The following is a 6146-nucleotide window of genomic DNA, read 5'->3' on the forward strand; positions in this document are numbered from 1 at the left end:
TGCCCAAGCCGCCCGATGTTCCGATGGTGCGCTTCAGCTCAAATCCAAGGAGACTTGCGCCCATGGCGTCGCCGATCATCGACTTTCTGCTGATCCGAAATTCCGCGCCGATCCCGGAGTTGAAGGAACCGGCGCCCAGCGACGCCGACATCGCGACGATGATTGCCGCTGCCTCGCGGGTGCCGGACCATGGCCGGCTGGAACCCTGGCGCTTCATTCTCTACCGGGGCGAAGCACGCGTCGAGATCGGCAAGAAGTTGGCAGCCCTTGCCGAACAGCGCGAAGGGCCGCTGCCGGAGGGCCGCCGCAACCAGGAACTGGCGCGTTTTTCGCGCGCGCCGCTGGTGATCGGCGTAATATCGAGCCCGAAGGAAAACCCAAAAATCCCGCAATGGGAGATGTTCCTGTCGGGCGGCATGGCGGCGATGAACCTGATGATATCAGCCAATGCGCTGGGTTATGGGACCAACATGATCAGTAACTGGTATTCCGATGTGCCGGAGGGCAGGGCGATCCTGGGGCTGGCGCCGCATGAGCGCGTTGTCGGCTTCGTCCATATCGGCTCCTACCAAGGGCCGGCGCCGGAGCGGCCGCGGCCCGATTCGACAAAACTCTACGCCGACTATGCAGGACCCTGGGTGGGCTGAATGTTCTACGAGCCGGCAAAGGGTCATGGACTACCGCACGACCCGTCCAAGGCGATCGTGGCGCCGCGGCCGATCGGCTGGATCTCCACAGTGAACAAGGCCGGCAAGATCAACCTCGCCCCCTATTCCTTCTTCAACGCATTTTCGACCAGACCCTTCATCGTCTGGTTCTCGTCCGAAGGCGAGAAGGACAGCGGCACCTTCGCCGAAGAGACAGGTGAGTTCGTCGCCAACCTCGTCAGCCGCGATCTCGCTGAAAAAATGGCCCGCACGGCGGTCGATGCGCCGCGCGGCGTCAGCGAATTCGACTATGCCGATCTCATCATGGCGCCTTCGCGCCTCGTTGCGCCGCCCCGCGTGGCGGCGGCGCCGGCGGCGCTCGAATGCCGGGTGACGGAAATCCTGCGGCCAAAGGCGCTGGATGGGACGCCGACCAGCGCTGTCGTCGTTACCGGTGAAGTTGTCGGCGTGCATATCGACGATGCGTTCCTGAACGACGGCCTGTTCGATATCGTCAAGGCAGGCACTGTCGGCCGTCTCGGCTATATGGATTATGCCAGTGTCAGCGAGATCTTTTCGATGCGCCGGCCTCATTGGGGAAGAGATTAGGGCTGGGATAGAATTAAGCACTTGGTTCTTGAAGGCCGGCTCGTTCACCTTCCAGCAGTTGGTAATCCGGTGGCTAAACGGCAGTGCTGGCTATCGCGCTCGCTAATTCGTGTTCTGTGAACGGCTTGCTGAGAATCTTCATCTCCCTAGCACCCGGCAGCTCAGCGTAACCTGTCGCTATGATTACGGGAACATTCGGCCACTTATCCTTGATTGCATCGAACAGCTGTAGGCCAGTCATCTTCGGCATCGCGTGGTCCGTTATGACGAGGTCGAACGACTGCTCCTCCAACAGTCGAAGCGCTGCCATTGCCGAATGCGCCTCCGCAACGGTATGCCCAAGGTCCTCAAGCATGGCAGCGGTATTCAACAGCACCAGGGCATCGTCATCCACTGCCAGGATTCGCAGAGGGGCAACCTCGGTGGTTTGCTGGCTGAGGACGTCCTGCTCGCGCGCGAGATCTGAGGTCGTGGCAGCCACCGGCAGCCACATTTCCGCGGTCGTGCCTGCTCCCTTGCGGCTCCGGAGAAGCAGGCGCCCGCCCATCTGTTCCATCATCCCATGCACCATCGAGAGACCCAGGCCGGTTCCCTTGCCAACGCCTTTTGTGGTGAAGAACGGTTCCGTCGCGCGGGCAAGCGTTTCCTCGTCCATTCCTTCGCCGGTGTCAGTTATTGAGAGGCAGACGTATTGCCCTGGTGCCAAACCAGCATCCTGACTTTGGCCGATGCTTTCCTCCCGGGCGGAGATCAAGATCGTCCCACCGTCAGGCATGGCGTCCCTGGCATTGACGCAAAGATTAAGCAGTGCGAGTTCGATTTGGCTTTCATCAACCATGACCTGGTTGAGCGAAAGCGGGAATTTGGTCTCTATAATAGCCCTGGAGCCTAGCGATCGCTCCAACAACTCCTTCATTCCCTGTATCAGGCCAATAATTTCGACAGGCTTTGGGTCGAGCTGCTGCCGCCGGGCAAAAGCCAGCATGCGCTGCGTCAACGACGCGCCCCGCTGTGCGCCGAGCACGGCATTGTCGAGGAGACGCAATAACTGCGGATCGGCGGGCAGCCGTTTGCGAAGCAACGCGAGACTACCCAAAACCGCCATCAGCAGATTGTTGAAGTCGTGAGCGACGCCGCCTGTCAGCTTGCCGATCGCATCCATCTTTTGTGAATGGAAAAGAGCCTCACGCGCCTGGTCCAATGACTCCTGCGCCTTCTTGCGTTCGGTGATGTCGCGCGTGATCTTCGCAAATCCCAGGATCTTGCCGTCCTCGTCCCGAATTGCGTCGATGACCACGTGTGACCAGAACCTGGTGCCGTCCTTGCGTACCCGCCAGCCTTCCCGTTCAACGCGTCCATCACGAGCAGCGGTCTCCAGCGCACGCTGCGGGCTGCCTCGCTCGCGATCTTCCGGCGTATAGAACTGCGAAAAGTGCTTGCCGATTATTTCATCTGCCGAATAGCCTTTGATGCGCTCTGCGCCCGAGTTCCAGCTCGTAATTATTCCTTCAGGGTCGAGCATATAGATCGCATAGTCTGTCACGCCCTGAATCAGACGTTGAAACTGCTCCTGGCTTTTGCGCAGTTCCTCCTCGGCTTTCTTTCGCTCGGTAAGATCACGGGTGACTTTGGCGAAGCCGGTCAATTGGCCGCTAGGGTCGCGGATCGGATCAATTACGACATGAGCCCAGAAACGAGTCCCGTCGCGGCGGACCCGCCAGCCTTCGCTCTCGAACTTGCCCTCGCGGGCTGCTATTTCCAGTGCCTGCGCGGGCAGACCGCTTTCCCGATCCTCAGCCGTATAAAAAAGTGAGAAATGCTGACCAATGATCTCGCCGGAGAAATAGCCTTTAAACCGCTCGGCGCCTGCGTTCCAGCTGTTCACAATCCCGGAGGGATCCAGCATATAGATCGCGTAGTCGGTGACGGCCTGGACGAGAGTGCGATAACGATCCTCGTCGCCGATATTGGTTGTCCGTTGAATCATTCCCCCCATCCATCTTCTTGGCTTAACTATACAAAATTCCATCGCGCAGCATTGGTTCCCGGCGACGTTCAAGAGCCGTGCGCAAAACGACTGCAACAGGGTGCTCGTTGTGGATCCTGCCGGCGACCGCCACGACCCACACCGCATTTTCAGGTTATTCGAGCTGACAACTTGCCTTGCACGGGCGCGCCGATTACAGAAAACGAGTTCAGAGAATTGAGGCGCCTCAACAAACGGCCGACAGGTTTGCCCGCTGTCATCTTTCGAACGCATTTGATACCCGACGATGGGCTTACGGGTCCCAACCTGTTGGACACGAGGCAAACATGGCAGAGCGAAAGAAACAGCCCGTTGTAAGTTCCGGTATCGCCGGCTTGGACGAAATTCTCCGCGGTGGACTGCCAGCTTCGAATTTTTACATCGTGCAAGGCGATCCAGGCGCAGGCAAGACAACCACTGCCTTGCAATTTCTGCGCGCGGGGGTGGCGGCCGGTGAGCGCTGCATCTATGTCAGCCTTTCGCAAACCGCCTCCGAGCTCCAAGCGATTGCGTCTTCACACGGCTGGACGCTCGATGGAATTCGTGTCGAAGAACTTTCAGCTTCTGAGACCGTGAGTGGCGCAGCCGACCAGACCATTTTTCAGACCGCCGACCTTCGGCTGGATGAGACGCGCAAGGCGATCGAACGCGCGATCGAAGAACACAAACCACATAGGCTGGTTTACGACTCCCTGCTTGAAATCCGGCTGATCACCGGCGACACGCCGAGGTTTCGCCGCGAACTGATAGGCTTCAAGGCTTTCCTCGCCAACCGAGGCATTATTGCGATGCTTCTCGACACACAAACCAGCGGCGGCGATCACAACGGCGAGGAGATAGAGGGCATCGCTCACGGCGTGATCCGGCTTGACAAATCCCTTGAGGATTATGGTGCCGTACGCCGTCGCATCGAAGTAAGTAAGATGCGCGGTGTGCCCTATGCCGACGGTTATCACGACATGGCCATTCGCGAGGGCGAAGGCATCGTCGTGTTCCCGAGGATTGTGCCCGGTTCGGCCACCGACGTTGCCAAGCCGCAACTGATCAAATCCGGGGTCGACGCCCTCGACGAGATGTTCGGCGGAGGTCAGGAGTCAGGAACGATCACGCTCGTGATTGGCCAGTCCGGGACCGGCAAGTCGACGATGTCGTCGCTTTATGCCACCGCGGCTCTTCAGCGCGGCGAGAGCGTTGCCCTTTTTCTGTTCGAGGAGCGGCTGGAGACATTCTTTCGCCGGTCGGAAGGCTTGGGGATGGATCTGCGGCAGTTCCACAAGGACGGTCAACTGGTCATCTACGATTTCAGCCCGAACGAGATCTCGCCGGGCGAGTTCGGCCAGATCGTGCAGCAAGTGGTCAGCCGCAACAATACGCGCGTTGTGGTGATCGACAGCTTCACCGGCTATCTGAATTCGCTCCCACATCGCGAAAAAGCGGTGCTCGATATCCAGTCTCTCCTCAAACATCTCGCGCGTGCGGACGTGCTGACCATGCTCATTGTCGCTCAGCATGGATTGCTTGGACAAAATGTCGGGATCGACGTGGATGTCAGCTTTCTCGGTGACACGGTGCTTCTTCTTCGCATGGCCGAGCATGAGGGCCGACTAAGGCGCAATATTACGGTCGTCAAGAAGCGCCACGGCCCGCACGACCTCGATGTCCGGGAACTCTTCATCGCGAGTTCCGGTGTTTCGGTCGTTGCTTACAATCCTTTGCCTGAGACGTGAGCGACACCGAGCATAACGGTGTGGGAACACTCGATTGGGTACTCATATTGGCGCCCTACCGCAAGGACGCCTCTTACACGGCCTCCCTGCTGCAGGAACGCGGCGTCCGGGCCAAAGCAGCCAGCACGGCAGACTTGGGAAATCTGCTTGCAGAATCGCCGGGCGTGCTTGTCGTTACGCATGAAGCCCTAGATCCAGCGGCAATCGCTACAATCGCCAGCTTCCTTCAACACCAGCCGAACTGGTCGGAAATTCCCATTATAGTCCTGCTCGACCGTGCGGCGTCTCAGGTGCGCATCCAAGCGGCCTTGAATGCCGCCTGGCCACGCTCACGCCAGATATTCTATCAACGTCCCGTGGCGGCGCTGGAATTGATAAGCGGCATCCAGTCCGCACTCCTCACCAGAGCCCGCCAGCGCGATGTGCGCGATTACCTTGAGCGGGAGACGGAGCTGCGCCACGAGCTAAACCATCGGGTGAAAAACATCCTGGCAACCGTCGTATCCATCTTCGAGATGACGCGGCGCGGTGCAACCTCGGCAGACGGCCTCGCAGAAGATTTCAAAGGACGATTGAGAGCTTTGTCGAATGTTCATTCCGCGGTCTTTGCTGCAGGAGGTGAGACGGTGCCTTTGATGGATGTCGCCAATTCCATCCTTGCGCCATACAGTTCGGACCGGCAAAGCCGCGTCATCATCGAGGGACCTGAGGTGCTGCTTTCGCGCGAGGCCGGCACAACCCTCGCCCTCTGCCTTCATGAACTCGCAACAAACGCCATCAAGTATGGTGGTCTATCCCAGCCCGAAGGCCGGATTCGTCTGGAATGGAAGATTACCTCGAGCTCGGAACCAGCGTTGACGCTGACGTGGATCGAATCGGGGGGCCCGTTGGTCATTGACCCCTCGCGCGTAGGATACGGAACACGGTACATGCGCGCCGCTTTGACCGGTCTGTTTGGAGAGCCTCCTGATCTTATCTTCGCGCCGGATGGCCTGCGTTTCTCGGTCCGCGGTCTACTTTCCCGCCTTTCTCCAGAACCAACCGACTAGGGTCTGTACTCAATTAGGATTCCCGCCAGCGCAGAGTTGTGATTCAAGGCTTCCGAATCGAGTGGAGGCATTGATGCGGAAGCAGCTC

Annotated in this window: 5 protein-coding genes; 4 read left to right on the plus strand and 1 reads right to left on the minus strand. The window is 58.9% G+C overall.

Annotated features, from left to right (window positions below; all coding sequences use genetic code 11):
* The first annotated feature begins 62 nt into the window (after positions 1-62).
* Together ABID19_RS14970 and ABID19_RS14975 are read left to right on the plus strand one after the other, a co-directional pair.
* Positions 63-647: a nitroreductase family protein gene (locus ABID19_RS14970; RefSeq protein ID WP_354491569.1), complete on the plus strand. Its 585-nt coding sequence runs from the start codon at positions 63-65 to the stop codon at positions 645-647.
* Positions 648-1256, plus strand: a complete 609-nt coding sequence (locus ABID19_RS14975) for a flavin reductase family protein (RefSeq protein WP_354491571.1) — start codon at positions 648-650, stop codon at positions 1254-1256. It abuts the gene before it with no gap.
* 73 nt (positions 1257-1329) lie between these two features.
* Here ABID19_RS14975 and ABID19_RS14980 read toward each other — a convergent pair whose 3' ends face one another.
* Complete coding sequence (locus ABID19_RS14980) at positions 1330-3252, minus strand: hybrid sensor histidine kinase/response regulator (RefSeq protein ID WP_354491573.1); 1923 nt, start codon at positions 3250-3252, stop codon at positions 1330-1332.
* Between the two features lie 317 nt (positions 3253-3569).
* Here ABID19_RS14980 and ABID19_RS14985 point away from each other — a divergent pair, with 317 nt between their 5' ends.
* Together ABID19_RS14985 and ABID19_RS14990 are read left to right on the plus strand one after the other, a co-directional pair.
* Positions 3570-5009 carry an ATPase domain-containing protein gene (locus tag ABID19_RS14985; protein ID WP_354491575.1) on the plus strand — a complete coding sequence of 480 codons (1440 nt, stop codon included), beginning with the start codon at positions 3570-3572 and terminating at the stop codon, positions 5007-5009.
* Positions 5006-6058, plus strand: a complete 1053-nt coding sequence (locus ABID19_RS14990; protein ID WP_354491577.1) for a sensor histidine kinase — start codon at positions 5006-5008, stop codon at positions 6056-6058. Before ABID19_RS14985 ends, ABID19_RS14990 begins: the two co-directional genes overlap by 4 nt.
* Positions 6059-6146 lie beyond the last annotated feature (88 nt).

Source organism: Mesorhizobium robiniae (assembly GCF_040545535.1).
In the GTDB taxonomy this organism is placed as follows: Bacteria; Pseudomonadota; Alphaproteobacteria; order Rhizobiales; family Rhizobiaceae; genus Mesorhizobium; species Mesorhizobium robiniae.